We start from the raw sequence: 25,735 nt of genomic DNA on the forward strand, positions 1-25,735 counted from the left end.
CTTTTTTGCATATCCGCAATGAACGCGTCAAAGCTCGCCTTCTCTGCGCTTGCGACGATGATTTGCCGCGCAATCTCGCGGTTGAAATCCTCGACGCTTTGTTTCTGCTCGCCCGAAATTTCAATGCCGCTTAGCTCGTAAAAATCGGAATTTACGCGGTTTAAATTTAACGCTATAAAGGCGCAAAGCGCGATGAAAACCGCGCCGAATACCGCTAAAATCGCGTTCTTACTCATCTAAGCTCACGACGCCAGAAAATACGTTTTCGCTCACGTCGCCGTTAGCGTTACTGATCCGTAGCACCCTGACGTAGGCACCGCCCTCGATCACGATATTTTTAAAGATATTTTGCAGCATCCCTTTTGGGCTTAGCTCGGCGCGCCACGCATCTTTGCTGCCGCTTAGCGCGATAGAGAAATTTTTGCTAAGTCGCGCTACGTCCAGGCGCGAGATCGCCAAAAAGGTGTCCTTATCAAAAAGCGAATCGGCGCTTTTGACCCACGCTTCGCCGCTGCGCTCAAAGACGCCGTCCGCACCGATTTTTAGCTCGCTTCGCACCGGCTCTAGCGTCGTCCAAAACAGCTCGCCGCCTTTGATTTTAAACTCGCCGCTGCTTCGCACGGGCTCGGCAAAGCCCTCGATGCTGAGCGTTTCGCTAAATTTGCCGCCGATATTATCGGTCTTAAGCGCCAGATCGCTTACTTCAAGCGCGCTCGCAAGTCCCAAAATCGCCAAAAATAAAGCTAAAATTTTCATCGTAGTCCTTTAAATTTTATGCTCGCTAAATTTTACTGCTCGTTATCGCTAGACAAAATTTCATTCGCCGCGGCATTTTTAGGGCGGTTTTGCTCGGGCGCGGCTTTGCTTGCCGATGAAATTTTATCTGCTGCTGAAATTTTATCTGCCATTGAAATTTTACCCGTGGAATTTTTCTTTGCTAAAATTTTATCCGCGCACTCCCTTAGCTGCGGCGGTATCTCATACAGAGTCCTTTTGGAATCAAGCTCCACCACGGCTTGCGACGTGGTTGCCTTGGCTAGGAGCGCGCCGGATGGGCTTTTGATGCGGTAGGAGAATTTTATGATCGTGTCGCATTCGAGCAGCTCGATGCTCACCGCAACCTCGTCGTCAAAAAGTATCGGCGCGATAAATTTAAACTCCATTTTGATAATGGGATATATAAATCCATCATCTCTCATCTGCATATATGTGTAGCCCGCGTCGCGCCAAAACTCGCATCTAGCGTCCTCGCATAGCTTTACGTAGTTGCCGTGCCACATCACGCCCATCGGATCGGCGTCGTAAAATCTGGCGCGAAATTTATACTCTTTCATTCTTCTCTCCGCTATGAAATTTTTCGTCTTGCGCGGCGGATTTTGCAGCGCTCAAATTTGAATTATCTAAATTTAGCGCAGTATCCGAGTCCGTCGTACTTTTCAAATTTGACGCCGTATTTAAACTCGTCGTGTCATTTAAATCCGCTGCGCCATTTAAATTTGACGCAGTATCCATGCTCGTCTCGCCGAAATTTACGGTGCCGTTGCGCTCCGCATCGCTCGCGTTTTTTCCTTGTGCCCAAAAATCAAAGAAATTATACCATTGAGAAGGAAATTCTTTGGCATAAAGCTCTAGCTGCCGCACGTAGCTTTTAAGCGCTAGCGCGACCGATCGCGCCTTATCGCGGCTCTTTAGCGGCGCAGGCAGCGGTTGTAGCCGCAGCTCGTGGCCGCTGCGCCCCTCGTAGCACCATAGGCTAAATAGCGGCGCGTCCAAAATTTTAGCAAGCAGGTAACCGCCGATCGGGAAGTTCGCGCTGCGTCCTAAAAAATCCTCGCTTTGAAATTTATCTGAGCCCACCGGCATGCGATCGCCCATTATCGCGATGTGCTCGCCGTTTTGCAGCAGCTCTTTGATTTGCAGCATCTCGCCGATGCCTAGCTCGCCGACGTAAAGAATTTTCACGCCGCCGCCCATCTTTTCGATAAATTTCATAAAATTTTCGCTGTGTTTGCGAAAGATCAGCACGTTAATTTTTATCCCCGCCGTGCTTGCCGAAAGGGCGCGCGCGATCTCGGTGTTGCCGAAGTGCGAAGTGATTAAAATTTTGCCCGTTCCGTCGCTTAAAAGCTCCTTCATACCGCTTTGCACGCGAATTTGATCTAGCGCGATCTTGCCGTTCCAAACTGCGATTTTTTCGCAAAGACTGAGGGAAAATTTATAAAAATTCGCGTAAATTTCGCGGGCCTTGGGCTCGCGATCAAGCGCGCGCCGCAAAAACTCCCTAATCGCGCGCCGTTCGTTTTTAAGCAGCGCAAAATAGATCGCCGAGATGCAAAGCGCGGTACCTCGTATGCAAAAATCGGGCGTGTAAAGCGTGACGAAGCGGGCTAAATTTAAAAGCGCCGCGCCCGCCTTTTCGTTGTTTTCGCTCCAGTGTTTAGCCTGTGTACCGCTGCTGGTCGTTTCGCGCTCGCTTTTTGCTACGGGCTTTTGCGCGGTGTTGGTATCCTCTCGCTCTCTCTCGTCGCGGCTGCTTTCTGTCGTGCCTGAATCGAGATCTTTTACGGCATAAGGGCTTTCTTCTGCAGCGACGGGAGTGCTCTTTACCCCTTTTTGCACGGAAGACCTGCTATCTGCGCTCTTAGCCTTCGGCTCTCGTGCGGCGGCTAGATCATTTTGCGCCCCCATATCGCGGCTATTTTCTACGGCGCTTCGATCGTGCTTTTTCGCCGCACCGATCATGTTGCGCGGCTTTGTCGCGTCATTATGTACGTCGATGTTTCCAAAAAGCGAGCTAAAGCGGCGAAGCGCCCTTTTTGCAAGCCAAAGCGGAAGCCCGCAAAATAGCCTAGCGTGCATCAGCGAAATTCCGAAATTATCCCGAAACGGCGCAAAGTGGCTCACTCCGCCCGCTTCGTAGCGCACCGCTAGATCGAGCCATTTTATCTCTAGCCCCGCGCGCACGGCTAGGATTAAAATTTCGGCATCAAAGCTCATCCTGCGGCTTTTGGTGTAGGGCAGAAGCGGCACGATCCCCTCTAGCGGGTAAATTCTAAAGCCGCACATCGCGTCTTTTATGCGGTGCGAGAGGGTATTTATCACGCACCAAAAATTCATTATCTTGCGTCCGTGCAAGCGGGATTTGGGCGCGCTTTCGTCATACGCGGGCGCGGCGCATATCAGTGCGGCGGGCTGCTTTGCCGCAAGCGCCAAAAACTCCTCGCATCTGCCTACGTCGTGTTGAAAGTCTGCGTCGATCTGAAAGGCATGCGTAAATCCAAGCTCCTTCGCCCACGCCAGCCCGTCGCACACGGCAGCGCCTTTGCCGCCGTTTTGCGCGCGGGTGTAAATTTGAGCCGCAAGCCCCTTTAGCGCGCTTTTGCTCGCTTCGTCGCTGCCGTCGTCCACGATCAGCACGGGCGCAATGGGCGCCAGGGCGTGCACGAGCTCGGCGATGCGCGCGGGGTGGTTGAAGTAGGGCAGTAAAAACGCGGGCTTAAAGGCAAATTCTTCCACTGGCACAGACCTTGTCGTTTGAAATTTCAAAGCGGAGTTTGCCGCTTGCTTCGGTGATTTTGATAAAAATTTCATCGCCGGGGCGGATGAAATTTTTAAATTTTAAATTTTCTATCTTTTGCGTGCCGTCCAGCTCGTAGCCCAGGGCTTTTGCGCAGATCAATACGAAGCGAAGCTGCATAAACGCGGGCACCAGCGCAAATCGCGCAAAGTGTCCGTCGAAATAAAAGTCGCTAGCGCGCACCTTCGCGCGAAACTCATTCTCCGCGCTTTGCTCGAAAACGGGCGCCTCGTAGCGCTGCAGGGCGCTTAAAAAGTCCTTTTTGCTTAGCTTGCCTTGCTCGTTAAAAGGCAGCTTGCTCGCGATTTTGAAGTAGCGCAAAATCGCGCCGAATTCGGGCTTCAAAAAGGCCTTCAGCTCGTCCGTGACGCCCTTTTTGCCCCCTGCGCGAAACGCCTGCTCGCCGCGCTCGCTAAGCTTGATAAGAGCTACGGCGCGGTCGCGCTGCGGGTGCAGATCGATCCTGCATTCGCCGATAAATTCGTGCGAACGGAGCTTAGCTTCGAGCAGATCGAGGCTCACGCGGTTTTCGTTGATTTTGACGGTGCGGTCGCTGCGCCCCAAAAGCGTGATCTCGTCTGCGCGCACATAGCCGAAATCGCGGCTTTCGAAGCGCTCGCACCAAGGCGAGCTGATCGTAAACTCGCCCGCTTGCGAAAATTGGTCGGCGGGCTGCTTTATCGTAAATTTATCGCAAAGCCCCTCTGCCTGCGCAAATTTATCGTCGTGTTTCGTCGCGGAGCTCGATATGGAGCTGTTTTCTGTATCGGTCGCGGTTTTATCGACAGCGTCTGCATTAAATTTAGACGCCTGCTTGCCCGAACGGCCTGTGTCTTGTTTGTCTGTATTTTGCCCGTCCGCACGGCTCGTTTTGGGCTCTGCCGCAGAATTTTTGCCGCAAGAGCTTGCCGCAGGATCAAAGAGCTCGCCATCGCGTTTTGTCGCGCCGCTATCAATATCCGTGCGGATCTGCACGCTAACGGGAGCAAATTTCTTAAGCCCCGCGCCTTCGTTGCAGGCGATCACTCCCGTTTCGCTGGAGCCGTAAATATCGACGATGTGGGCACTGCTAAGCACTCGCAACCTATCTCGGATTGCAGGACTTAGCGGTGCGCCCGCGCTAAAAATGGTGCCCAAAGGCGCTATGTTTGCAGCATCTGCATGTTCGCACAGCGCGCCTAGCACCGTGGGCGAGCTGATCAGCACGGCGCCGGCAAGATCGGCTGCGAGGATGATTTCAGGGTAGTTTAGGTCGCCTTTTTGCGTGCGCGAGCCGCAAAGTAGCGGCACGAAGATGCTAAAGGTAAGCCCAAACATATTTTGGTGCGAGACGCCCGATAAAAATCGATCGCTTGCGCAAAGGCCGAATCTTTCTACTAAAAATTCCGCCTCTAAAACCATATCGCGCAGGCTTTTTTCGATATTTTTCGCCTCGCCCGTGGAGCCTGAAGTTTTGATATAAAATTTTTGATCGGCGCGCAGTAGGCGCAAAGAGATAGCCTCTTGCTCGCAGGGCGCGTGATTTTGCGGCGCGTTTTTAGATGAAATTTTAGGCGCGGATTTTCCCGTATCGTGCGGCGAAATGTTTTCTAAATCATGAGGGCTGAATTCGTCTAAATTTTGCGCTGCGGCGAGATTTGGAATTTTTACGTCGCCGCCTAGATGAAATTTACCGCTAAATTTGGGCTCTCGCAGCAGTACGGGCGCAAAACCCGCAATCAGCGTGCCGAAAAAAAACGCGATGAACTCCGCCGCATCCTCGCCGTAAATTTCGATCATCGGCGCGCGCTTTTGCTCTTGCGTCTGCGCCGCTTGCAGGGCGCGCGCGGCACCTGCGCCGCCGCTAGAATTTTCCGCGTCATTGAAATTTACGCTTCTGTTAGAATTTTCCGCGTCTTTTAAATTTACATTTGCCGCGCTGCTTTGGGATTTGTCCGCGCCTTTTAAGTTTACCGCTTCGCTCCGCTTGCATCCAGTTTTTGCCAAATCGCGCGCAAGAGCCGCCGCGGCAAGGATTTCGCGCTCGTAAGGCTTCAAAGAATTAATCAAATTTTTTAACATAAAATTTCCTAAAAATCATCTCGCCGCCGATCAGCGCGCCGATGAGGACGTATGAGATCGCGCCGCAATAAACGCTCCAATAAATTTTATCTCGCGGTAGTAGCAGCGCCGCGCTAAGTAGACCGTTTAGCACGAAAAATCCGAGCCAAACTTCGGTCAGCTTGCACGTGTAGACGCGGCCGCGCTCGTTGAGAGCTGGCTGCTTCAAAAGCGCTAAGCGCGTGATCGCGGGCGTCGATCTTAGGCTGAGCGCGAAAAGCGCCGCGAGCGAGAAATTTATTATGAGCGGATACAGATACGCAAGCGCTCCACCTCCAAATAGGGCGCACAGCGCAAAAAATGCCGCGCTTGCGCCCTTAATAGCTCGATCTTTACTTTCAAAAACGGCTCGCGCTCCCCATAGCGCGCTCATCGCCGCGAGCAAGCAGACCCGCGCGCCGCCGTGCAAAAAATAGAGACCGAAAGGGTAAAACACGCTTAAAATTATGGTAGCTGTTTTTAAAAATATCGTTCGTCGCAATCTTTGTAATCCTTAAATTTAGCCGCGAGGGTTTAGTTTCTGCCGCGGCAGCTTTAGCTTCGTCACGGCGGTTAGGCTCTTGCCGCGGGCGCGATCGGCGCGATTATTACCACACTTCGATACTTTAAATTTAGCTTCGGCGTTCAAATTTTAGGCGCCATGCTTTTAAAATTTAAATTTAGCCTTGCTCGCCGCATTTAAATTTCAGCAGTGCCGCTTTTAAATTTAGCTACGCCTTAATTTAACTCGCACCGCCGCACTCGCGATCAGATTCGCCAAATTAGATTTAGCCGAAATTTTAAAATTTTTAAAATTTTACGAAAACAGTGACCGCAAAAGAAACAACGCCTTTTAAAATTTCAAAATTTCATTCAAGCTTGCAGATTAAAATTTTGATCTGCGAAGCGCTTTATATGCTAGCTCAAAAGCGGCAAATAAGCGGATTTTGTGCCGCGCCGCCTAATAAGCGCTAAGCCCGCAAAAGCCGCGCACCTTTGATAATATTCGTCGCACGTTATCAAATCACCGCGCGCCGTTAAATAAACGACGCCTATGTTATCCGCTCGCTCGCCATCTTTGTGCCGCCGCAAAGTAAACTACCGAGCCGCCGCACGCGCGATCTTGCCGCGCCGCACGGCGAAATTTAACTCTCGCCGCTGGTAGTTTCCCCACTCGCGCCTTGATCGAGCTTCGCCGCTACGGCATCCACGATGTCGCCAAGGGTTTGGATGTTTTTAAAATCATCGGGCATCAGCTTATAGCCCGTGTTTTTCTTGACGTAATCGACCAGATCGATCGCGTCGATGCTATCGATCTGTAGATCCTCGTAAATTTTAGCCTCTGGCACGACCTTGCTCTCGTCGATCTCGAAAAGCTCCACAAGCGCCTTTTTTAAAATTTCAAAAATTTCATCTTTACTCATTTTTACTCCTATTTTCGGCGATGTATTGCGCCAAAGACGCAACGGATGAGAAAATTTGCTTTAAATTTTGGGTTTTTGAGTTAAGCACGATGCCGTATTTTTTCTGCACCAAAAGCCCGAGCTCCAGCGCATCGACTGAATCAAGCCCCAGCCCGTCGCCAAAAAGCGGCTCGTCGTCATTTATGTCGCCTGGTGCGACGTCTTCGAGGTTCAGCCCCGAAATGATCAGCTCCTTAAGTTCCAAAATTTCTTCGTTCACAGATTCTCCTTTTCATATAGATTTGATATTTTTTCGTAGAGTTTGCGCACTCGGATCGGGTTTGGACGATCCGGCTCAAAGCCCGTTAGATCGAGCGCGCACAGCTCGTAGAGGTCGTATTTCATCCGAACCTCGGGCGTATCGTACCATACTTGTCCTTTTTTTAGGCTTTTAGGATCCATTTTTATCGCGACGCAATTCATATTTTTTGCGAAATTTATCGCGATGTAAAACGCTGCTTTGTGCATGGCGATGCGATCTGCGGTGCGCGTGCCCTCTGGGAAGATGATTAGGCTTTCTCCTCGCTCAAGGGCGCTGCGGCATGCATCTATCATCGCTTCCGAGCCGGTGTTTGGGATGTAGCCCGCGGCTGCGATGGCGGCGGAGAGGAAGGGATTTTTACACAGACTTTCCTTGACTACGCAGTTTGCGCGCCGCACGTGAGCTAAAAAGATCACCACGTCAAGCAGGCTGGGGTGGTTTGCGATGATGAGAGTGCCGCTAGGCGGGAGTTTGCAGCGCCAGCTCACGCCGATACTGCCGTAAAGACGCGCTAGCAGCAAAAATATGCGCCACGAGATCATTATGAAATCGCGCACGAAATTTCGCACGGCCTCTATGCGGTTTAATCGCAGTAGCGCTACTGGGAGGAAGAGTAGGTTGCCTATCATACACAGCGCGCCGAAGCTAGCGAAGGATAACGCGATGCCGATCTGTTTAAGCTTGCGCCTTAGCGGATCTGTCTGCTTCATCGCGCAGCGCCTCTTTCGACGGGGGTTTCGCAGCAGCTCTCGTTAAGGATTGTACGGCTATCGGCGAGGGTTTTGTTGTTCTCAGCGGGGATTTGATGGCTCATCATGCGCGAGATCTCGATAAAATTTCTACGGCTAACCGCCTGTTGCATCGCAGCGGAATTTTCGCAGTTTTCTGTGCGCGATATTTCGGTTTGCGGCGTGTGCCGAAGCAATAGAGCTTTTATGGTCTGAGCGGAAGCTTTGGCGATCTCGGCGCCGTGCATATGCCGAAACGATGGAATTTTTGCGGCGCGCAGTAAACTGTGTTTTTGTGGAATTCTTATCGTTTGCCGTATATGCTGCCCCGGTGAAATTTCCTCAGCTTGCCGCGTGCTTCGTCGTGCGTATTGCAGCGATGGAATTTTTATCTTTTGCTGCGCATATAATCGCGACGAAATTTCCGAGATTTGTTGCGTGCGCCGTTGCGACGAAATTTCTGCGAAGCGCCATATATACTGCTTTGACGCCGCTATATGGCGCGCCGTCTGATTAAATTTATAGCTCGCGGCGCAGTTAAATTTAAAATTTATCGCAACGCCTTGTCGTATGCATTTTGCCTGATAGGCTACTTGGTTCATCGCGCGGCTAAATTTAAACTCGTAACCCAAGCTTTGTTCTGCTGAAAATATGAAATTTGCAGCCCGCTGCGCGTAGCATTTCAGCTCGTCACATCTGTCTTTATAGCGGAATTGCGCGGTGTTTTCTACGCGCCGCTGCGGTAAAATTTTTATGGCTCGCAGCTCGCATTGTTTAGGCGGATTTTTTTGGGTTCGTTGCGTATGCCTCGGTGGCGCATTTTCGCAGCACGCCTCATTGCAACGCGATTTGGAGGCGTATGGCGCGCGCCCTTTCGGCGTGCTTTTAAGATGCGCCGTTTGGACGAGTTCGTATTTGATAGCGCGGCTAAATTTAAAATATTCATTGTATCTGAGCTTGGCGGAGCGGCTAAATTTAAATCTCATCGTTCGGGTCTTTGCGGCTCCGCGTGGCCTGGGATTTTGATCAAATTTGCTCGTCTCGCCGCGCTTGCTCATGAGGTGGAATTTTACCATTTTAGCGCTCACGATCTTGCCTCAAAAAAGCTGCGATTTTGGCGGGATCTTTGACTCGCCAAAGATAGTCCAAAACCCCGTCGCTGCTACGCCATTCGCGCTTGTCGGAGAGGATTTTAGCCAAAAATTTCACCGCGGTATCTAGCGGGATTTCGCCGCCCTCTTTAAAGCTTCGTAAAATTTCATTCTCAGCTCGCGGTTTTGGATTTTGTGCCTCTAGGCTCTGTGTCGTCGCGTCCGCAACGTGCGGCGAAATTTCGATCTGCACGTCATCTCCGCGCTGAAGCACCAAAAGTAGGGCGCAGGTGAAGTCGCAGCGCTTCAGATAGTCGTTATTTGCCTCCTCAAAATAGCAGAGCAGGGCGATTTTATCGTTATCCGACTTGCATTCGCCGTCCTTTCCTGCTCCGTTCGCATCCTGCGCGGAGCCGAACTCCCCCGCGCTTTCTTTCAGTCTTGCAGCCGCGATTATTGCGCCGTTTTCGAGCGCGCACGCCGCGGAGATCGTCGAAATTTCGGCATGGTTTTGCGTAAAAATCGCATTTTGCGCCGCGATCGCATTGAGTACGCTGACGCAAAAGCTCGAAGGCGAGACGCTTTCGTCCATCGAGCCGAGCAGGCTAAAACAGCGGTTGATCTCGCCCAGGCGCGAGCAAAAAATAAGCGGCATCTCTTCGTGCTTCGTCGCGGCATTATCGTCTGTTTTGAAATTTTGCCTTGCCGAATTTAAGGAATTTTCATTTATCAAATCTTGCGGCGTCGAATTTAGAGAATTTTCATTTGAAAAATCCTGCGGCGATGGGTTTTGCGCGGCGGTGCGGATTTTGCTCGCGTCTAAATCTTGCGACGCAGGATTTAAGGAATCCTCCTCGGCTAAACTATGCGGCGTATTTTGCGAAATTTCGCCTAAAAGCGAGATGCAAAGTTTCGCCCCAAGCCCCAAGCGACGGCGCTGTAACGGCGGGATGTGCGCAAGAGCTGGCTTTTTCTTTAAAGCTTCGAGCGCTAAAATTTCCTCTTTTAAGCGGGCGTGAGTAGAAATTTTTAAATTTTCTACAAAGCTGTTTTGTAAAGCCTCATCCTCGCGCGCGGCGAAATTTTTATAAAGCTCCGCCGTATTTTCGGAGCCGCAATCAAAAGCGCGCGCGGAGCTAAATTTAGACGTGTCCGCTTCTTGTTTTAATCCCCGCTGTGAGCCGAGCTCGGTAGAATTTTCATTAAAACCTTCTGCGGCAAGGTCGCGATCCACGCTTTCATTATTTTCGCACGCTGCAAAATTTGCGGGATTTATGAAATTCTGCTCACAGCCTGGAATATTTGTAAAATCTTGCGTAGAATTTAACGCGAAATCATACGTAAAATTTTGATTTGCATCGCAAGCGAGATCGGAATCTCCGCCTAAGTTTACTTCGGAAATTCCGCTCGAGCAAGCGGCGAAATTTTTATAAAGCTCCGCCGGCTCGCCCGAAATTATCGCGCTTGCGTACGCTACGCCGAAGCTTAGTTTATTTTGCAATATAGCCTCTTAGCGTGACGCCGTTCATTATCGAGCCTACGCCGCATTCAAACTCTTTGTCGCTCACGAAAACGTTTTTATAATAGTAGCTCGTGATGTTGACGACCTTGTTGCCGCCCTCTTTTTTGGCGCGGTCTTGAAAGCTAAGCAGTGCCGATAAAAACGCGCGGTTGCATGCGGCTTGATCGGTCTTGTTGACGCTATTTGTTTTTTTGTTCGAGCTTAGCTGCTGCGTGATCTTTCTGCCTGCGGATTTGTTGCCGAAGTAGAATTTTATGTTCGGATCAAGCTTGGCTTTAGCGTCGGGCTCTGCGAGTGCCGCGGCGATCGGGAAGCGCACGATATCGTTCTTGGCATAAGCCGCATTAGCGACGAAAAGCGCCGCAACTGCGAAAAATAGAAATTTTTTCATTTTCTCTCCTTTAGTCGATAAATTTTTTAAAAATCAAAGAGGTGTTCACGCCGCCGAAAGCGAAGTTGTTATTCATAACGTAGTCGGTCTTTATCTCCTGCGGCTGCGTGAGGTATCTAAGCGGCGCGCACTGCGGATCGATATCTCGTAAATTTAGATTCGGATAGAATAGCCCCTCGTTCATCATCATCACCGAGATGAAGCTCTCTAGCGCTCCGCACGCGCCCAAAGTATGACCCAAATAGCCTTTATAAGAGCTCACTGGCGTTTGCGAGCCGAAAATTTCATGAGTCGCTATAGATTCTGCGACGTCGCCTTGTCTAGTCGCCGTAGCGTGGGCGTTTACGTGCCCGATGAGATCCGGCGAGATGGCGGCGTCTTTGAGCGCCAGCTGCATCGCCGCGCGCATAGTCTCGCTCTGCGGGCGGGTGATATGCGTGCCGTCGCAGGTCGTGCCGAAGCCCACTATCTCGGCGTAAATTTTAGCGCCGCGCGCAAGTGCGCTTCTGAGGCTTTCTAGCACGAATATGGCGCCGCCTTCGCCCAAAACCAGCCCGTCGCGCGCTATATCAAAAGGCGCGGGGCTGAGAGTAGGGGTGTCGTTTTTACAGCTTGTCGCGTAGAGCTTATCAAATACGAATGCCTGGCTTGGGTGCAGCTCGTCCGCGCCGCCTGCTAGCATCATATCCGCAAGGCCAAATTTTATCGCTTCGTAGGAGTAGCCGATCGCTTGAGACGCGCTCGTGCACGCAGAGCTCGTGGGGATGAGCCTACCTTTTAGTCCGTAGTAGATCGCGATATTTGCAGCGACGGTGTGAGGCATCATCTTTACGTATGAGTTGGCGTTGAAGGTGCTATCCTTGCCATGCAAAATATCTATGACTTCGCCAGTAGCCTTTGCATCACCGCTACAGCTACCCGCTGCGACGCCCATACGACCGTCCTTTATACGCTCATCTTCCAAAAGCCCCGCATCCGCCAGAGCTTCACCCGCGGCATCTACGCCAAGCATTGCTACCTTACCCATCGAGCGGGTATCTTTGCGGTTCCAGTGTGCAGGCGGCGCATAGTTCGGTATCGGCGCGCCTAGCCTGGTGTTTAGCTCCTCGCCGAAGATATCCCATTCGCTCATATAAACTACGGCGCTTTTTTGCTGCGCCAAATTTTGCTTTATGCTCGCCCAGTTCCGCCCGAATGCACAGACATTGCCAAAACCCGTAATGACTACTCTATTTAACATAATCCACCGTCTATTTTAATAACCTCTTTTGTGATGTATGCGGAATTTTCGCTTAGCAAAAACTCCACCAAATGCGCCACCTCGCTCGGCTCTCCGATGCGGCCTAGCGGGATTGCGCTTAAAATTTGATCGCTTGCGACCTCGTTTATACTCTCGCTCATCGCCGTTTTGATGAGCCCGGGAGCCACGACGTTTACCGTGATCTTGCGGCTTGCAAGTTCTATCGCTAGCGATTTTGCCGCGGCGATTAGGCCTCCTTTGCTAGCGGCGTAGTTGCTTTGGCCGCGGTTGCCGGCAATTCCGCTAACCGAGCTCATCACGACGATACGCCCGCCCTTTTTGGCGCGGATCATAGGCATCAGCGCGGGCTTTAGGACGTTATAAAACCCGCCTAAATTCGTATCTATCACGCTTTGCCAATCCTCGCGCTCGAACCACACGAAGGAGTTATCCCGCGTGATGCCCGCGTTTAGCACGATGCCCCAGTATGCGCCGTTTGCCTCTATGTCTGCTTCGATCCGCTCCTGCGCCGCGGCAGTGTCTGCGACATCAAATTTTAAAATTTGAACTTCCGCCGCGCCCGCATCCGAGCAGCGCTTCGCTACGTCTTTAAGCTTCGCTTCGTTGCGCCCGTTTAGCACTAAGCCGTAGCCCTTTTGCGCTAAATTTAACGCGCACGCCTCGCCGATACCGCCGCTTGCTCCGGTGATTAAAATTCTCTTAGCCATTTATACTCTTTATCATTTCGTCGCTCGCGCGCATTACACTTAGCGTGGCGCTTGCGATATGTTCGCCGCCGCAGCGGATCTCGCAATCGAAGATATATAGCCCCTCGCCGTCGCCCACGCTCTGCTTCGCCGTCGTAATCACGCGCTCGCCCAATTTTAAGCTTGCGCGCGAAATATCCAGGTTTCGCACTCCCAGCAAAAACCCAAGCCTCGCCTCGCCGTCGTTTCTGTAGCCCGAATACACGCCGATGCACTGCGCCATAATCTCCATATACGCGTAGCTGCCGAGCTCGCCGTCTTCGGTAAACGGCGAGTCCTCTTTAACGCTAAACGCGCAGCTCGCATACCCGTCGCTAATCTCTAAAATTTCATCCGCGAAGACCATATATCCGCTCTGCGGTAGGATGCTAGAGGCTCTCATACTCGTCCTATTATGGTTACGGCGTTGTCGCCGCCGAAAGCAAAATTTAGATTCATCGCGGTATCTACGCGCGCTTTTTTTGCTTCGCACGCGAGATTAAATTTAGATAGCGCCGCTGGAATTTCGCTCGTTTGCGAAGTTTGATCCGCGTCGCTTTTTAAAATTTTATCGTCCGCGCCTTGCAAAGCTTTAGACGCAGCCAAAATTTCATCCGCGCTGCTTTTTGAAATTTCACTCTGCGCGTTTTGCAAAATTTTATCGCCCAAGCTGCATAAAATTTGATCGTCTGCGCTGTTTAAAATTTTATGGTTTCGCTCGCCGTGTCGCGCCCGCGCGCCGCGAAAAATTTCAGCCTCAGAGCCGAGCCAAATTTTATCGTTCGCAAAATTCGGCGGGATCACGCCCTGTCTGATCGCCTCGTAGCACACGGCAAGCTCGATCGCCCCCGCTGCGCCCAGGGTGTGTCCAATCGCCCATTTGGACGAGCTTGCTGGCGCTAAGGGCAGGGCAGCGCTCATAGCCAAGGCCTCCATCGCGTCGTTAGCCGCAGTGCCGGTGCCATGCAGATTTACGTAATCCACGCTTTGCAGCCGCGCCGATTTTAGCGCGGTTTTGATCGCCGTGATCTGCATGCGCGCGCTAGGATCGGGCTTGGTGATGTGGTAGGCGTCGGAGTTTGCGGCGTGAGCCAAAAGCGCGACGTCGCTTATACGCTCGCGCGAAAGCACGAATGCGCAGGCTCCCTCGCCTAGATTTGTGCCTGATCGCGCCTCTGAAAACGGCTTTAGCGGCTGCTCGCTTAAAATTTCAAGTGCGCTAAATCCCTGCAGCGTGAGCTCGTCTAATGCATCGGCGCCGCCGAATACGACCGCGTCGCAAAGTTCCGCGTAGATGAGGCGCGAAGCTTCGATCAGAGCTTTGTTTCCGCTGGTGCAGGCGCTCGAAACTCCGATCGCGACGGATTTTAGCCCGAAGCGTTCGCGGATAAAATTTGCGGGGTTTGCGTGGGAGTTGCGCTCGAAGCAGAAGTTTTTAAATTTATCGTTTGCGGCTTTTGAATTTTTGGCGAAATTTTCGCTGTTTGCAGTAGAAATTTCACTGCGCGGCGCGGAGCTCTCGCCGTCTTGCGAGATAAAATTTCCCGCGTCTTTACCGCAAGCGAAAAATTCCGCATAGTTTTCCTGTACGCCGGTATTGGTGGTCGCAAACACCACTCCTACGCGGTGCGCGCCGAATTTTTGCACGGCTTGCTCGATCTGTTCCTGCACGCCTAGGCAGGCGCAAAGCGCCAGAGCGTTCGTGCGCGTGGCGTAGGCGCGATCTTTGATCCTCGGCAGCGGCGTATCCACGCGCCCGAAGATAAAATTTTTGCCGTATACGCTAAGCTTTCGCAGCGCGGATCTCTTCTCGCACAGCGCGCTAAAAAGCTCTGCGGCGCTGTTTGCGCCCGCACAGATGAGCCCGGGGTTACTTAGATACTGCGTCATATCGGCGCCCCTTTGCGTTTATGGTGAAATTCGGTTTATCCGCATTCTCAAGCAGGGCTAAAAATACGCGCTCGCTTTGCGAATCGGGCGGCAGGAAGCCGTCGTTGCGAAATTTAGCCTCGCTGCCTTTGATCGATAAAATTTTACGTGCGATCGGCGCGCCTAGCATATCGAGCCAGACGAGCTTGTAGCGGCTCTCCTCGCCGTTTGCGGGTGAAATTTTTGAGATCAGGGCTCTGCTTTTTACGCCGAGCTCGTCCGTCAGGATGAACTGCTTTTGGTTAAATTCCGCTATCTGCTCGGGCGCCTTGCGCGCGCATCCGTCTATAAAAAACGCGGCGCAAAGCAGAATGAAAGCCGTTTTAGAAATAGCGTAAAAACGATAAACAGGTCTCAAAAATTCTCCCTAAAAACGAGCGAAATCAAAATCTCGCCCTCCAAAATATAGCTATTGTGTGACCACGCCCTGCCGCGCTCATCAAGCGCCAGAGCCTCACCGCCAGCCCCACGCGCCAGCCCCACGCGAGCAAGCGCGTAAAAACCTAGGCTTCGCGCCTTAATCAGCGCCTCTTTGATCGTGTAAATTTTATAAAAAATGAGCATCTTTTCGCTTTCGTCTGTCGCCGCTAAAAGCTCGCGCTCAAAGGCGTTGAAACAAAACTCGCTCGCCGCGGCAAAATCCCGCGGTTTTAAAATTTCAAGATCGAGCCCGAACTTTTGCCTCGCAAAACCCACGGCAACGATCGTTTTGCCCTCCGCGCTTTTGTGTGAGATGCAAAATTCGCCGCGTTTTTTAAAGCGCGCCTTAAGCGCCCGTGAAACGCGAAACTCGCGCAGATGGGCTCTCGCGCGCGCCAGCTTTTTATCGCGCCTGCTCAAAAGCCGCCGCGGAGCGCACAGATCCTTGTCGGTGATTAAAATTTTTATCTCGCTCATAAAGCTCCGATTTTACTAAAATAGTCTTTATAAAAATATAAAATAGCGCTGCGGCGTTGAAATTTCGTTTAAAATTTATTTGATGCGATTGGGCCCAAAGGTGCATTAAAACATAAAATTTATCGCGTTTGCGCTAAGGCCTCGGGCGCGGTAAAATTTTAAAATTTAGCGCGTTTACGATCTGCGCCGCGCGCTTTTTTTTTGTTCGTCGTGTGTCACTGCTATGCGGCGTCGGTTGTGTTCGTTGCGCTCGTCTTGTTCGTCGTATTTTGTGTGACCGTCATGTTTGGTTAAATTTTTAGCGCGGCTGTATCAAGAGGCAGGCAGCGCAAGGCTTGAAAGCCTCGGCGTAAAATTTTAAAATTTCACTATGAAATTTTAAAAGCTCTGCCGCTGGCGGCGTTTACACTAAAGCTTTTGCGATGAAATCCGGATGCGTCGTGCGATGAAATTTTAAAATTCCGAAGCGAAATTTAAAACTACGAGCAGTGCGTGGCGCAGCAGACATCGTAACATAACAGCGCAAAATTAGCCGCATTTGAATAAAACGGCATAAAATTTAAGCGCTCCTGAATACGGCAGCTTGAAATTTAATTAAAGCGGCACGAAATTTAATCGTGCTAATTGCCGCAACCGCATTTAAATACCGAGCCGTGCCGCGCTGCGCCGAACAGAATGCTTTAAGGTCCGTGCCGCATCACGCTTTTGTATTAAATTCTGTGCCGCGTCGCACTAAATTTGCGTTAAATTCCGAGCCGCATTAAATTTACGTCAAAATTCCGCCGCCGCGAGGACGGCGTTTGATTTTATTTTTTGATCATGCGCTTGTACGGGCTGAAGCGGTGATCGTTCTCGTCAAATCCGTCGTTGTAGGGCCCCACGTCCATATCCATCTGCTTGACGTCTAGGTCGGGGAAATCTTTCTTCCTATCGGGTTTGATCTTGCGCGGTTTTGAGTTTATATACGCCGTCACGTCGAAAGCTTCCTCCCAGCTTAGCGAGGTGTCTCCTTTAGGCATAGTGGCTTTGACATACCTCACTCCTTCGATGAGCCTATACATACCGGCGCCCGTATTGTAGCTGTCATCGCCCCAAAGCGCGGGGAATGTGTAGTAATCGCCGCTTTGAGCAAACCCCTCGTTTTTTATCCCTTCGCCGTTTTCGCCGTGGCAGGCGGCGCATTTTGCGGCGTAAATTTCGCCTCCTTTTTTAGGATCCGCCGCGCGGTCTAAAAACTGCGCCTTCGGCAGCCCCTGACCTTTTAGTTTTGCGCCGACCTCATATCCTGCGGAGAGCCAGTGCATGTAAGCGATCATTGCGCGCATCTCTTTGGAGTTTGTAGGTATCGCTCCACCCGCCATCGAGCGCTGAAAACAGCCGTTTATGCGGTCTTGCAGCGTGACTAGCTGATCCGATCTCGCGACATACTGCGGAAATCTCGCGTAGATACCCACGAACGGGCTTTGATCGGGCACGACGCCGCCGCTCGTATGACAGCTCGAACAGGAGAGGTTGTTGCCCGCAAAGCGCATTTTTTCGTCCTTTGCCTGCGGTCCGAGATACCTCGTCATCTCGTTGATGAGCTTCGCGCCGTAGATGACGGTCTTTGCATAAGGCGAGTCGCCGAGCTTTGCCTCGTCTATGACGCCGTTTTCGTCGATGCCTACGGGCAGCTTAAATTCCTGCGTCTTTTGCTCGTACGGCACGGCTTTTTTGGCGTTGAGTTTGGCTACATCAAAGCCTAAAACGGGCGTAAAAAATAGCGGAAGCGCTAAAACAAGGGCGGTTTTTCTCATATGTTCTCCTTTAAAAGTAAAATATACATTTGAAATTATTGAATTTTTTAGTTAAATGTGTGTTAAAATTTCAAAAAAAGGAGAAATTCCGAGAACTCGCACAGAGGAAAATTTTAAAGGAGCCGAAATTTTAACTTAGCGAGACGATGAAATTTGACGCAAATTTTGCGCGGCCTAGCGATAAAATTTAAAGTAAATGGCGAGATTTTTTGAAGTTTGAGTGGGTAATTTTGGCAGAACCTGCGCGATTAGATTACTTGATTTTGTCATGCGATAAATTTTGGCAGTGCGGCGAGCTACGCAGAAAAAGAAGTCGAGCCGTGATGTAGCAGATTTTTTTAAGGCTTGCGAGAGTAAAATTTAAAAGATTGCCTCACACCCATCGCTCGTTTCGTCCGCACCGCTCGGCACACTTGCTGCGCTTATGTATTGCACGGATCGCTTTATTTGTGCGCCTCTGTATTTTTTGCGTCGCGGATGCTACGCCGTATATCAAAATATCAAAGCGCGATTAAGCCCGCGCATGCAAGCGCTCGCGGGAAACGAACGGATAAAATTTAGGCGGGCAATTTCGCTCATTCGCGACCGCGGTATATTTGATCCGTGCCGCCCTTGCTACTCCGCCACAAACGAGCCGTTCGCAAAAACGTGTCGTGGCATGCCGCCGAAATACAGTCGCAAATCGGTATTTTTAGCGCGAGATTTGCAAAAGTATGTCGCGGTGCATCGCAGCAGGATCGCCGCCGCATTTGAAATTTATCTAGGTTTGCCGGCGCGATAGGGCGAGGCGGATCGTCTCGTCTATGCGCCGTTTGGGCGGCGTGCGTATTTATGCTCGCCCTGCATGCGCCTTAAACGGGCGCTAGGTTTGAAATTTAACCCAAGCTGGCTAGGAATTTTAAATTTAAGCGGATTTGGGCTTTGGCGGTCGGATCTGCTTGCGCGCCGCGCAGGACCGTATACGCGCTAGAATTATCGCCGCCGAGATAAAATTTCGCGCGACAGGCGCCGTAATGCGGCGGTATGAAAATCTAAAGCTCTTGAGTAAAACGTAAAGGAATTGGGGAAATCGAAGTAGCATCGGTAAGTATGAAATTTAATGCTTTTAAATAAAACGGCGCGAAACTTAATCGTTCTTAAGTAGAGCAAGAGCAAATTAGCCTTTATCGCCAAGCTCGCGATAGTTATAATTTTGAATTAAACGGCGAAATTTAAATACTCTTGGATAAAACAGCATGGAATGAACTTAACGCCTCGGATAAAAACGTTAATTTTAACCGCACTAAACTACCGCGCTATCTGAGCTAAGCCGGGCCGTATCGTGCTGTGATGGGCGGAATTTGAGTTAAATTTCATGCTGCGTCGCACTGGGTTTGCTTTAATCTCGCACCGAACTCGCCGTGCCACACTAAATTTGCCGCCAAGCCGCATTAAATTTTATGTAAAAATTTCGCTGCTAAGCTACGACAAATTTAGATCAAAATTTCGCTAGCATGCCTATCTGTGGTAATTTTTTACGAATTTTTCTATGCGCTCAAAGCCGCGTTTTAGATTTTCCATAGAGCACGCAAAGCTTATGCGGAAGTGCCCATCCATGCCAAATCCGCTTCCTGGCACCGTGGCTACGAGCCCTTTATCTAGCAGCTGCATGCAGAATTTCATACTATCAGGTTCTACCTGAGAGCAATCTATGAAGAAATAAAATGCGCCATCTGGTTTTACGACACTAAGCCCTGGGATCGCACCTATCGCGTCCGTGCCAAAATCGCGCCTGCGCTTGTATTTGCGCCTCATCTCCTCGATATAATCATCCGCCTCGCCGCGCAGCACCGGCATAGCGCCTGCCTGGACGATGCTTGCTACGTTGCTGACGCTTTGGCTTTGCAGGTTTATCATCGCCTTATTTAGCTCATCGATAGCACAGGCGGTGTAGCCGAAGCGCCAGCCGGGCATCGCGCCGCATTTGCTTAGCCCGTTGATCGTCACGGTGCGCCTAAACATATCCTCGCTGATGCTTGCTGCGGCTATGAAGCTCTTGCCAAAGACGATTTTTTCGTAAATTTCATCGGCAATTACTAAAATATCCGTGTCCTTTAGCACTTCCGCAAGCTCTTGCAGCTCCTGGCGCGAATATACGGCGCCTGCGGGGTTACTCGGGTTGAAAAGGCACAGCGCCTTCGTGCGCGGCGTGATCGCGGCTTTGAGCTGCGAGGCGGTGATTTTGTATCGGTTTTCCGCCTTGGTGTCTACGATGACGGGCTTGCCCCCGCAAAATTTTACGATGTCTGGGTAGGTGACCCAATAAGGCGCCGGTATTATAACCTCATCGCCTTCGTTTAAGATGCAGTTAAAGGCGTTGAATAGCGAGTGCTTGGCGCCGACGTTGGTGATGATCTGATCAGGCCTGTAGTTTAGAGCATTATCACGCTTTAGCTTCTGCGCGATTAAATTTAAAATTTCAGGCGTACCGGCAACCGGCGTATATTTTCCACAGCCCTTAGCCATAGCCTCTATGACCGCCTTTTTGGCGACCTCTGCGGTATCGAAATCAGGCTCGCCCGCGCTTAGGATTACGACGTCTTGCCCCTGCGCTTTCATCTGTTTGGCTTTGGTGCTGATTGCGATCGTTAGGCTTTCGCCGAGCTTGCTTACGCGACTTGAAAGTGTTAATTTCATTGATGCTCCTTGGATTGGTTTAGACAATTTAAAATTTGATTTTTGACGCTAAAAGCCCTGCCGCTACTTGGGTCTTGGTCGTAGATATCGTCGATTTTATAATCTCCTCCGCTACGGACGAGTTTGTAGATTATCGTCTGCGCGCCGTAGGGGCAGGTCTGTGTCACTACGACAGTATCGCGCTGCCCTAGCTCAAAATCATATTTCGCGTCGTCGCAGACATCTTGACCGCCGATTACCGGATCGTAGTCCAAGCAGCCTACCTCACCTTCGCCAGCAGATGCTTCATCTTGCATAAGCACGGATCTGAAAGAAGCTGATAGGGCATTTTTGTGATCGCCGAAATAGGTATCCTTGATGTATAGACTTTTTACTAGGCTTATTTTGGCATCGTCCGCGGAATTTTTCGCGCTATTAGCATCGCTGCCGCTTGCCGATAAAATAGCAAAAATTGTAAAAAATAGAGCTTTTTTCACTTTAACCCTCTTATTTTAATGATTTTAGATACTCTTCGTAGAATTTATTTAGATCCTCATCCATTGCGGAGATATCTTTTCTGCCGCTGCAGATGCACTCTTCCAAAATTTCGATACGCTTGATGAGATATTTGATAAGCTCTTGGCTGATATCAGGAATTTTATTATGCGCCAAAGGATCGCTCTCGCAGCTTCCTAAAATTCTAGCGGGCACGCCTACAGCGGTGCAGTTTGGCGCTACGTCCTTTACGACGACGGAATTTGCGCCGATTTTGGAATTTTCGCCGATTGTGATATTGCCTAACACCTTAGCTCCTGCGCCTACTACGACGCCGTTTTGCAGCGTCGGATGGCGCTTGCCGTGCTCTAAGCTCACGCCGCCGAGAGTGACGCCCTGATAGATCAGACAGTTATCGCCGATGATTGCCGTTTCTCCGATTACAAGCCCCGTAGCGTGGTCGAAAAATACGCCCGAGCCGATACGTGCGCCCGGGTTTATATCTACGGCGGTGATTATACGAGTAAGTCCGCTGATCGCGCGAGCTACAAGCTTAAAACCTCGCTCGTAGAAAAAGTGCGCGAAGCGGTAATTTATCAGCGCCCAGACGCCGGGATAGCAGAAAAATATCTCAAATACGCTGTTGCATGCGGGGTCTTGGCGCAAGGGCTCGGTAAAGTCTTGTTTTAAAATTTGCCAAAAACTCATTTGATCGTCTTTAGATAGCTGTTGTCGTTTAAAAACAGATATAGCTCGCCCAGGATATGCTTTTTCTCTTTTGCGTCTATGAGGTCTGATTTTTCGATCCGCTCGTTTAGGCTTTCGCGGATATCTACTACGTCGTAGTCCATATCCTCCAAGATGTCGATGACCGATTGAGATTCGATAAAATCCTTGATCTCAAAGCCGCCGTCATCCTTTAAGATCACGGTCGCTTCGGTGGGGTGCGCAAAGAGGTTGTGGCTCATGCCAAGCACCTCCTGATAGGCTCCGACAAGAAAAAAGCCCAAAAAATACTCCTCTTTTTCGGGATCGAAATCGTGCAAAAATAGCGGATTTTTTTGATTGTCGAATTCTATCTCGCCGTCGCTATCGCAGGTGATATCCCAGATCGACGCCGATAGCGTGGCGCGCTCATCCAGCCTCTCTAACGGCATGATTGGGAAGTGCTGCTTGATGCCCCAAAAATCGGGCAAGCTTTGAAAGATCGAGAAATTTACTAAATAGCGCTCTTGAGCGTTGCCTAGTGAGTTTAAGAAATTGCTATACTCTTGCTTGTTGCCCAAAATTCCATACGCCTTTCGCATTATTAGATGAACTAAAATTTCGCCGTTTGAGCGGTCGATCAGATCGACATATCCCAGATCAAAAAGGGTAAGCACGCTCTCCATGTGCGACATGGCATCGTGCAGATACTCTAGCGCGTTGGACGGCTTTAGAGTTTTATACAGATCGTATAGCTCGGCGACTACCGGCGGATTATCCTTTTTTAGGGCGAGCTTCTCTTCGGCGTATTCTTGGGTAAAAAGCTCCAAAATCGGCGCTACGAGCACCGCATGGCTGGCGGCTACGTATCTGCCGCTCTCGATAAAGATATCCGGCTCGGCCTCTTTTTTATCCTCTGCGATCGATTTTAGCAAAAAAACCACGTCGTTGGCGTATTCTTTTAGCGTATAGTTGCGGCTGGAGCTTTCTTTGGCTTGGGAGTATTCGATAGCAAGACCTCCGCCTAAATTTATGGATTTTAAATTTTTCGCACCCATTTTGCGAAGCTCGGTGTAGATATTACCCGCCTCGATAAGGGCCTTTTTGAGCGGGTGGATCTCTGTAATCTGCGAGCCGATATGAAAATGAATCATCGTAAACTGCTCGATGAGATCGTTTTTCTTGAGTAAGTTTATCGCCTCTATAAGCTCGGTCGAAGTAAGGCCGAATTTGGAATTTATCCCGCCGCTTTTCGCCCACAGCCCGCTTCCGGAGTTATGCAGCCTGATGCGTAGCCCGATGAAAGGCTTTGGCGCAAACCGCTCCTTAGCCGTTTCGATGATGGTTTCAAGCTCGTTTAGCCCCTCGATCGTAAGCGTTACGTTATGCCCCATCTCTGCGGCGATGAAGCCGATATTGATGAGCTCCTTATCTTTAAAACCGTTTACGGTAATTGGCGCGCCGTATTTGTTATACGCCATCGCTAGCAGCAGTTCGGGCTTGCTGCCGGCCTCTAGCCCGTATCCGTAAGGCTCGCCGATATCGACTAAATTTTTAACGAAGCCCGGGAATTGATTTACCTTAAGCGGATAGACGGCGTGGAATTTTCCCTTGTAATCAAACTCCTTAATAGCGCGGTTAAAATTTGAGTAAATTTCAACGATCTGCTTTTTGATGAGGTGCGGGAAGCGCAGCAGTATCGGGCCTCGCACGCCGTCTGCGCGGATCTCTTTTATGATATCCACCAAAGGCTGCTTGAAATCGGAGTTTAGGCATAGTTTGCCCCCGTCTATCGTGAAGTTGGAATTCCCCCAAATATTTAGTCCGTAATCGCTCATGCTCTATCCTTAAAAAATGCTTCAACCTCTTTAAATTTGATCGCAAAGGTGCTTTGATCTTCTAAATTTTTGCACCATACCTCGGCGCGATCAAACTCGTCCTGCCCGATGCAAAGGCAAAATTTCGCCTCCGCCCCGTCAGCTGCTTTTAAATGCTTGGCTAGGCTCTTGGGCTCGTATGAAATTTGAGTTTTACAAAACTTTCGCAGCTTTAGCGCAAATGAAAATGCCGTGCTAACAAACGCCTCATCCAGCGCGCCGATATAAATCCCCTCGCGCTCTTGAGGGGCTTCGCGCGTTTTTAAAATTTCGGCTATTCGTTCGATACCGATCGCAAAGCCCACGCCCGCTGTCTTTCTGCCGCCTAAAAACTCCACGAGTCTGTCGTAGCGCCCGCCGCCGCCTACGGCGCTTTGCGCGCCAAGCTCGCTTGAGACGAACTCAAAGGCGGTTTTGCAGTAGTAATCAAGCCCGCGCACGAGCTTTGCATCGATTTCAAATTTTTGTCCGTTTTGGGTTAAAATTCTTTGCAGCTGCGCAAATTCCGCGGCGCAGGCGTCGTTTAAATTTTCCGTTATAAGAGGCGCGGCGGCTAAAATTTTCTGGCAGCTTTCGTTTTTGCAGTCCAGTACGCGGATAGGATTGGTGTCGATGCGCCTTTGGCAGTCCTCGCAGAGCCTGTCTTTGCGATCTTGCAAGAAATTTACGAGCTTGGTTTTATACGCTGGCATGCACTCCTCATCGCCTAAAGAGTTGATTTTAAGCGTTGCGGAGACATTTAGCTCGCGTAAAATTTGAGCTAACATCAAAATCACACTCGCATCCTCATAGACGCTACTTTGCCCGAAGCACTCGACGCCGAATTGATGAAACTCGCGCAGGCGCCCCTTTTGCGGGCGCTCGTAGCGAAACATCGAGCCTTGATAATAAAATTTATGCACGCCGCCGCTGCGGTCTAGCTTTTTTTCGATAAAGGCGCGCACGACGCCCGCGGTGCCTTCGGGGCGCAGGCAGACGCTATCGCCGCTTTTGTCGCTAAACTCATACATCTCTTTGCCGACGATGTCGCTGCTCTCGCCGACGCTGCGGCGAAATAGCGCGGTCTGCTCGAGCTTGGGCGTTTCGATGAGACAAAAGCCGTAATTGCGCGCCACGCGCTCGCACACGTTTAAAATTTGCGAGTAGATGCGCGCTTGCTCGCCTGAAATATCGTTCATACCGCGGAGTGCCTTGATCATCTATGAAATCCTTTGTGAAATTTTAAAATTTTCAAATTTTTGCGGCGATTATAGTTAAATTTACCTAAATTTTAAGCCCTGCCGCTCGCAGCAACGTATCGGTTCTGCTTATTTACATCGCGCGCCGCGATGATTTTAAAATTTCAAATTTATTCTTAAAATGCGGATTGCGCGATCTTTGAGAATTATTTTAAACGATCGGCGTTTATAAAATTTACGGCGCGACGATCGGCGTAACGGCTGCTAATATTGCATTCTGAGAGCTTGCAAATACAGCGCCAGGCTTATAAAAACAGCGCGCCGCTAGGTTTAATGTATCCCGCACTGCGAAGCGGTTGGATTTTAAAATTTAATTTGCGATGCGTCGCGCCGGCTCGTGGCATGCTATGTAAAATTAAAGCGCCACCGAAATTTACGCGCTGCGCAAAATTTAACGCATTGCGTAAAATTTTAAATTTTACCGCGGCGCAGGTCGCACGCCGTTTTGGCTTAGGCGTCTATTTCAAACCGGCTAAGCTCGCGGTAAAATTTCTACTTCGCCGCCTTGAAGCTCAAGAATTCCTCGTAGCGGCGATCGATGATCTCTTTAACTTCGGCGTAATTTTGCGGCGAGTTTTCTATGTAAAAATAGGCGTTGTCGAAGTTTTTATCGCCGAATTTGCGTGCGACGAAATCGTCGTAATCTTGCAAATACCAGCCGTGCGTTTTGGCAAATTTCGTGCGGTCCGTGGTGTAGTAGGCTTTCGCAAAGGCCTTGCCGGCGGTGTTTAGCTCGTCGCTGCCTAGCACGCCGTCCATGGCGCCAAAGAAATACCCGCGATAATCAAAGCTATCGTCCATCCGCGCTATATCGTCCGCGAAATCCGCCGCGAAGTCCTTGGAGTAGAGCTTGCGCTCCATGCACCAGCGGAAGAAAAACGCGATGTGCGTCGCGCCGTTTTCCTGCGGGATATCTGTCGGCGCATTTTTCGCGCCCCAGTGCCATTTTGCCTTGTCGTAGGTCACGTAAGCCATTTTGCTCTCCTTTTTTTGGACTTTAAGTTGCATAAATTTTAGAAATTAAAAGCAAACGACGCTTGGTAA

Annotated in this window: 25 protein-coding genes; all 25 read right to left on the bottom strand. The window is 50.4% G+C overall.

Annotation, left to right across the window (positions count from 1 at the left end; translation table 11 throughout):
* On the bottom strand, positions 1-236 hold a 236-nt coding region (locus tag Q0140_RS12015), incomplete at its 3' end, for a hypothetical protein (RefSeq protein WP_297964888.1).
* A complete protein-coding gene (locus tag Q0140_RS12020) occupies positions 229-756 on the bottom strand; it encodes an outer membrane lipoprotein carrier protein LolA (protein WP_297964890.1) in 528 nt (175 codons plus the stop codon). The genes Q0140_RS12015 and Q0140_RS12020, both read right to left, overlap by 8 nt.
* A gap of 32 nt (positions 757-788) precedes the next feature.
* Positions 789-1,334 (bottom strand): thioesterase family protein, encoded by a 546-nt coding sequence (locus tag Q0140_RS12025; RefSeq protein WP_297964892.1) that lies wholly within the window; start codon positions 1,332-1,334, stop codon positions 789-791.
* Entirely contained in the window at positions 1,321-3,516 is a 2,196-nt protein-coding gene (locus tag Q0140_RS12030) for a glycosyltransferase family 2 protein (protein ID WP_297964893.1), read from the bottom strand. Before Q0140_RS12030 ends, Q0140_RS12025 begins: the two co-directional genes overlap by 14 nt.
* Positions 3,497-5,638, bottom strand: a complete 2,142-nt coding sequence (locus tag Q0140_RS12035; protein ID WP_297964895.1) for an AMP-binding protein — start codon at positions 5,636-5,638, stop codon at positions 3,497-3,499. The genes Q0140_RS12030 and Q0140_RS12035 overlap by 20 nt, the downstream gene beginning before the upstream one ends.
* A complete protein-coding gene (locus tag Q0140_RS12040; protein ID WP_297964897.1) occupies positions 5,619-6,158 on the bottom strand; it encodes a DNA gyrase subunit B in 540 nt (179 codons plus the stop codon). Before Q0140_RS12040 ends, Q0140_RS12035 begins: the two co-directional genes overlap by 20 nt.
* A gap of 643 nt (positions 6,159-6,801) precedes the next feature.
* Complete coding sequence (locus Q0140_RS12045) at positions 6,802-7,080, bottom strand: acyl carrier protein (RefSeq protein ID WP_297964899.1); 279 nt, start codon at positions 7,078-7,080, stop codon at positions 6,802-6,804.
* Positions 7,073-7,339 (bottom strand): phosphopantetheine-binding protein, encoded by a 267-nt coding sequence (locus Q0140_RS12050; RefSeq protein ID WP_177388711.1) that lies wholly within the window; start codon positions 7,337-7,339, stop codon positions 7,073-7,075. The genes Q0140_RS12045 and Q0140_RS12050 overlap by 8 nt, the downstream gene beginning before the upstream one ends.
* Positions 7,336-8,091, bottom strand: coding sequence for a lysophospholipid acyltransferase family protein (locus Q0140_RS12055; RefSeq protein WP_297964901.1), 756 nt, complete (start codon positions 8,089-8,091; stop codon positions 7,336-7,338). The genes Q0140_RS12050 and Q0140_RS12055 overlap by 4 nt, the downstream gene beginning before the upstream one ends.
* Entirely contained in the window at positions 8,088-9,197 is a 1,110-nt protein-coding gene (locus tag Q0140_RS12060) for a hypothetical protein (protein ID WP_297964903.1), read from the bottom strand. The genes Q0140_RS12055 and Q0140_RS12060 overlap by 4 nt, the downstream gene beginning before the upstream one ends.
* Entirely contained in the window at positions 9,187-10,701 is a 1,515-nt protein-coding gene (locus Q0140_RS12065) for a beta-ketoacyl synthase chain length factor (protein WP_297964904.1), read from the bottom strand. The genes Q0140_RS12060 and Q0140_RS12065 overlap by 11 nt, the downstream gene beginning before the upstream one ends.
* The gene (locus Q0140_RS12070) at positions 10,691-11,113 is read right to left on the bottom strand and encodes an excinuclease ABC subunit A (protein WP_297951195.1); all 423 of its coding nucleotides are present in this window, start codon (positions 11,111-11,113) and stop codon (positions 10,691-10,693) included. Before Q0140_RS12070 ends, Q0140_RS12065 begins: the two co-directional genes overlap by 11 nt.
* Before the next feature lie 10 nt (positions 11,114-11,123).
* The gene (locus tag Q0140_RS12075) at positions 11,124-12,353 is read right to left on the bottom strand and encodes a beta-ketoacyl-ACP synthase (protein WP_297964906.1); all 1,230 of its coding nucleotides are present in this window, start codon (positions 12,351-12,353) and stop codon (positions 11,124-11,126) included.
* A complete protein-coding gene (gene fabG / locus Q0140_RS12080) occupies positions 12,347-13,081 on the bottom strand; it encodes a 3-oxoacyl-ACP reductase FabG (protein WP_297964908.1) in 735 nt (244 codons plus the stop codon). The genes Q0140_RS12075 and fabG overlap by 7 nt, the downstream gene beginning before the upstream one ends.
* Positions 13,074-13,502, bottom strand: coding sequence for a hypothetical protein (locus Q0140_RS12085; RefSeq protein WP_297959609.1), 429 nt, complete (start codon positions 13,500-13,502; stop codon positions 13,074-13,076). Before Q0140_RS12085 ends, fabG begins: the two co-directional genes overlap by 8 nt.
* A complete protein-coding gene (locus Q0140_RS12090; protein WP_297964909.1) occupies positions 13,499-14,989 on the bottom strand; it encodes a beta-ketoacyl synthase N-terminal-like domain-containing protein in 1,491 nt (496 codons plus the stop codon). The genes Q0140_RS12085 and Q0140_RS12090 overlap by 4 nt, the downstream gene beginning before the upstream one ends.
* A complete protein-coding gene (locus Q0140_RS12095) occupies positions 14,970-15,386 on the bottom strand; it encodes a hypothetical protein (RefSeq protein ID WP_297961104.1) in 417 nt (138 codons plus the stop codon). The genes Q0140_RS12090 and Q0140_RS12095 overlap by 20 nt, the downstream gene beginning before the upstream one ends.
* Positions 15,383-15,925, bottom strand: a complete 543-nt coding sequence (locus Q0140_RS12100) for a 4'-phosphopantetheinyl transferase superfamily protein (protein WP_297964911.1) — start codon at positions 15,923-15,925, stop codon at positions 15,383-15,385. The genes Q0140_RS12095 and Q0140_RS12100 overlap by 4 nt, the downstream gene beginning before the upstream one ends.
* 806 nt (positions 15,926-16,731) lie before the next feature.
* A complete protein-coding gene (locus Q0140_RS12105; protein ID WP_297964913.1) occupies positions 16,732-17,721 on the bottom strand; it encodes a c-type cytochrome in 990 nt (329 codons plus the stop codon).
* A gap of 1,497 nt (positions 17,722-19,218) precedes the next feature.
* Positions 19,219-20,397, bottom strand: coding sequence for a pyridoxal phosphate-dependent aminotransferase (locus Q0140_RS12110; RefSeq protein WP_297964915.1), 1,179 nt, complete (start codon positions 20,395-20,397; stop codon positions 19,219-19,221).
* Positions 20,394-20,873: a hypothetical protein gene (locus Q0140_RS12115; protein WP_297964917.1), complete on the bottom strand. Its 480-nt coding sequence runs from the start codon at positions 20,871-20,873 to the stop codon at positions 20,394-20,396. The genes Q0140_RS12110 and Q0140_RS12115 overlap by 4 nt, the downstream gene beginning before the upstream one ends.
* A gap of 10 nt (positions 20,874-20,883) precedes the next feature.
* Entirely contained in the window at positions 20,884-21,579 is a 696-nt protein-coding gene (gene cysE / locus Q0140_RS12120) for a serine O-acetyltransferase (protein WP_297964920.1), read from the bottom strand.
* Complete coding sequence (speA, locus tag Q0140_RS12125; RefSeq protein WP_297964922.1) at positions 21,576-23,414, bottom strand: biosynthetic arginine decarboxylase; 1,839 nt, start codon at positions 23,412-23,414, stop codon at positions 21,576-21,578. The genes cysE and speA overlap by 4 nt, the downstream gene beginning before the upstream one ends.
* Complete coding sequence (gene hisS / locus Q0140_RS12130; protein WP_297964924.1) at positions 23,411-24,652, bottom strand: histidine--tRNA ligase; 1,242 nt, start codon at positions 24,650-24,652, stop codon at positions 23,411-23,413. The genes speA and hisS overlap by 4 nt, the downstream gene beginning before the upstream one ends.
* Positions 24,653-25,183: 531 nt before the next feature.
* Positions 25,184-25,666: a hypothetical protein gene (locus Q0140_RS12135; RefSeq protein ID WP_297964925.1), complete on the bottom strand. Its 483-nt coding sequence runs from the start codon at positions 25,664-25,666 to the stop codon at positions 25,184-25,186.
* Between the last annotated feature and the right edge of the window lie 69 nt (positions 25,667-25,735).

Origin of the sequence: uncultured Campylobacter sp. (assembly GCF_938045405.1) — a bacterium.
In the GTDB taxonomy this organism is placed as follows: Bacteria; Campylobacterota; Campylobacteria; order Campylobacterales; family Campylobacteraceae; genus Campylobacter_B.

Coding starts and splice junctions, on each gene's coding strand:
- Q0140_RS12020 (WP_297964890.1), bottom strand. CDS start 756: ATGAAAATTTTAGCTTTATTTTTGGCGATTTTGGGACTTGCGAGCGCG.
- Q0140_RS12025 (WP_297964892.1), bottom strand. CDS start 1,334: ATGAAAGAGTATAAATTTCGCGCCAGATTTTACGACGCCGATCCGATG.
- Q0140_RS12035 (WP_297964895.1), bottom strand. CDS start 5,638: ATGTTAAAAAATTTGATTAATTCTTTGAAGCCTTACGAGCGCGAAATC.
- Q0140_RS12045 (WP_297964899.1), bottom strand. CDS start 7,080: ATGAGTAAAGATGAAATTTTTGAAATTTTAAAAAAGGCGCTTGTGGAG.
- Q0140_RS12055 (WP_297964901.1), bottom strand. CDS start 8,091: ATGAAGCAGACAGATCCGCTAAGGCGCAAGCTTAAACAGATCGGCATC.
- Q0140_RS12070 (WP_297951195.1), bottom strand. CDS start 11,113: ATGAAAAAATTTCTATTTTTCGCAGTTGCGGCGCTTTTCGTCGCTAAT.
- Q0140_RS12075 (WP_297964906.1), bottom strand. CDS start 12,353: ATGTTAAATAGAGTAGTCATTACGGGTTTTGGCAATGTCTGTGCATTC.
- fabG (WP_297964908.1), bottom strand. CDS start 13,081: ATGGCTAAGAGAATTTTAATCACCGGAGCAAGCGGCGGTATCGGCGAG.
- Q0140_RS12085 (WP_297959609.1), bottom strand. CDS start 13,502: ATGAGAGCCTCTAGCATCCTACCGCAGAGCGGATATATGGTCTTCGCG.
- Q0140_RS12090 (WP_297964909.1), bottom strand. CDS start 14,989: ATGACGCAGTATCTAAGTAACCCCGGGCTCATCTGTGCGGGCGCAAAC.
- Q0140_RS12100 (WP_297964911.1), bottom strand. CDS start 15,925: ATGAGCGAGATAAAAATTTTAATCACCGACAAGGATCTGTGCGCTCCG.
- Q0140_RS12105 (WP_297964913.1), bottom strand. CDS start 17,721: ATGAGAAAAACCGCCCTTGTTTTAGCGCTTCCGCTATTTTTTACGCCC.
- Q0140_RS12110 (WP_297964915.1), bottom strand. CDS start 20,397: ATGAAATTAACACTTTCAAGTCGCGTAAGCAAGCTCGGCGAAAGCCTA.
- cysE (WP_297964920.1), bottom strand. CDS start 21,579: ATGAGTTTTTGGCAAATTTTAAAACAAGACTTTACCGAGCCCTTGCGC.
- speA (WP_297964922.1), bottom strand. CDS start 23,414: ATGAGCGATTACGGACTAAATATTTGGGGGAATTCCAACTTCACGATA.
- hisS (WP_297964924.1), bottom strand. CDS start 24,652: ATGATCAAGGCACTCCGCGGTATGAACGATATTTCAGGCGAGCAAGCG.
- Q0140_RS12135 (WP_297964925.1), bottom strand. CDS start 25,666: ATGGCTTACGTGACCTACGACAAGGCAAAATGGCACTGGGGCGCGAAA.